We start from the raw sequence: 2,488 nt of genomic DNA on the forward strand, positions 1-2,488 counted from the left end.
TGGAGCCGCTTCGCTGCCCATCGGGGATAAATCCCCTCACCACAAGTTCATCCCACAATTTGGGGAGGCGGGTGGTGTCAGTTACCGCTCGTGAACGTAAGTGCCCGGCGAAGCCTCGCCCGCCGGATACGCCTTGTTGCCCAGTTTCAGTGGGGCCTTTCTCAGATCGCCCGAGCGCTCGGCCTGCCACGCCTGCCAGTACAGCCACCAGGAATCGGTGTGTTTGGTCGAGTTCTCTTGCCATTCGTCGGCATTGGCGGCCATGCCTTCGCTGGTCATGTAACGCGATTTCGGGTTGCCCGGCGGGTTCAGAATGCTCTGGATATGCCCGCTGCTCGACAGCACGAACTCTACCTTGCCGCCAAACAGCTGCGCCGACTTGTAGCAGGACTTCCACGGGGTGATGTGGTCGTTGGTGCCGGCCAGCGAGAAGATGTCGGCCGTGACCTGCTTGAGGTCGATCGGCGTGCCGCACACTTCCAGTGCATTGGGGCGGATCAGTGGATTATTTTTGAACATCTCGATCAGGTCGCCGTGGAACGCGGCCGGCAACCGTGTGGTGTCATTGTTCCAGAACAGGATGTCGAACACCGGCGGCTCGTTGCCGAGCAGGTAGTTGTTGACCCAGTAGTTCCAGATCAGATCGTTGGGGCGCATCCACGCGAAGACCTTGGCCATGTCCTTGCCTTCGAGCACGCCGGCCTGATACGAGTGGCGCTTGGCGGTCTCCAGGGTCTGCTCGTCGACGAACAGGGCGACGTCGCTGTCCAGGGTGGTGTCGAGCACGCTGACCAGCAGGGTCAGGGCGTTGACCTTCTTCTCGCCGAGCGCGGCGTAGTGGCCGAGCAGGGCGGTGCAGGTGATACCGCCGGAGCAGGCGCCCAGCATGTTCACGTCTTTGCTGCCGGTGATTGCCGTGACCACGTCGACCGCTTCCTTGAGCGCATCGATGTAGGTCGACAGGCCCCATTCGCGCTGGGCCTTGGTCGGGTTGCGCCAGCTGACGATGAAGGTCTGCACGTTATGGCGCAGGCAGAAACGCGCCAGGCTCTTGTCCGGGCTCAAATCGAATACGTAGAACTTGTTGATCTGTGGCGGCACGACGAGCAACGGTCGCTCGTGGACCTGCTCGGTGATCGGCTTGTACTGGATCAGCTCCAGCACATCGTTGCGAAACACCACTGCGCCTTCGGTCACGCCCAGGCTCTTGCCGACCTCGAATGCGCCCATGTTGACCTGGCTCGGCATGCCGCCGTTGTGCACCAGATCCTTGGCCAGATGCGAGAGGCCGTCGAGCAGGCTTTTGCCGCCGGTCTCGAAGAAGCGTTTGACCGCCGCGGGGTTGGCCGCCGTGTTGGTCGGGGCCATGGCTTCGGTCATCAGGTTGATCACGAAGTGGCCGCGGGCGATGTCTTTGGGTGACAGGCTGCTGTCATCGATCCAGGAATGGAGCTCCTTGCGCCACGCCAGGTAGGTTTGCAGATAACGTTTATAGAGCGGGTTCTGGCTCCAGGCCGGATCGGCGAAGCGACGGTCATCGCTGGCCGGTTGCAGTTCGGATTTGCCGAACAGCACGTTCTTCAGTTCGAGACCGAAATGGGTCACGTGTTTGACGCTATGGATCGGTTGTTTGATGGCCTGGGACAGCACCATTCGAGCAGAGGCCAGCAGATCCTTTCCGCGCAGCCCAACGACGGGATTAAGCCCCAGGGTGTTTTCCGAGGCTTGGTACTTCAGGTCATCGTTATTCTTGTTACTCATCTACGACGCTCCATTGTCCTGAGACGAGTACCCGGTTTTCTGCTGTGCAGTTCCACAGCCAATGCCAGGTACTACTGCTCGGGTGACCGTTAATTCTGCATAGCTGCTTTACAGTCGTAGAGCACTGCAGGGAACTTGCCAGCTCCATTGGTTACCCGAGTTTAATTTTTTTCGCAAGCAGGCCGATCCTCGGCCACACAGCAGAGCATTCAAACAGATGAATTTAGAAAATGCCCTCTAAAGAGCAAGAGTCTCGGACTAGAGCATCAGCTTGACGATCGACTCGTCCGGATCGCGGGTTTTTCCGGCGGCTTTGAGCTCGGCCAGATAGTCGGCCCAGAGTGCGTCATAACGTCGCCCCAGCTCGTAGAGGTATTCCCAGGTGAACAAGCCGCTGTCGTGACCGTCGTCGAAGGTCAGTTTCAGTGCGTAGTGACCGGCCGGTTCCAGCTTGCTCAGGCCGACGTTGAGCTTGCCGAATTGCAGGATCGGTTTGCCGTGGCCCTGGACCTCGGCGGAGGGGGAATGCACGCGCAGGAATTCGGCGGGCAGGGTGTATTCCTCGCCGGACGCGTAGGTGAGCGTCAGGGTTTTCGAGGCTTTGTGCAGTTTGATGTCGGTAGGGATCGTGTTGGTCATGGGGCCAGTCATCCGTCTGAAAAGAGGCCCTGTGTCAGCGGACCCTTGTGGCGAGGGGATTTATCCCCGATCGGCTGCGCAGCAGTCG

The 2,488-nt window shown here is 59.7% G+C and carries 2 protein-coding genes; both read right to left on the minus strand.

The features are described 5' to 3' along the window. Positions 1–81: 81 nt before the first annotated feature. The gene (gene phaC, locus PseAD21_RS29120) at positions 82–1,761 is read right to left on the minus strand and encodes a class II poly(R)-hydroxyalkanoic acid synthase (RefSeq protein ID WP_102359148.1); all 1,680 of its coding nucleotides are present in this window, start codon (positions 1,759–1,761) and stop codon (positions 82–84) included. Between the two features lie 258 nt (positions 1,762–2,019). Continuing rightward, the gene (locus PseAD21_RS29125) at positions 2,020–2,400 is read right to left on the minus strand and encodes a gamma-butyrobetaine hydroxylase-like domain-containing protein (RefSeq protein ID WP_102359149.1); all 381 of its coding nucleotides are present in this window, start codon (positions 2,398–2,400) and stop codon (positions 2,020–2,022) included. Positions 2,401–2,488: the final 88 nt, after the last annotated feature.

It is taken from the genome of Pseudomonas sp. AD21 (assembly GCF_002878485.1).
In the GTDB taxonomy this organism is placed as follows: domain Bacteria; phylum Pseudomonadota; class Gammaproteobacteria; order Pseudomonadales; family Pseudomonadaceae; genus Aquipseudomonas.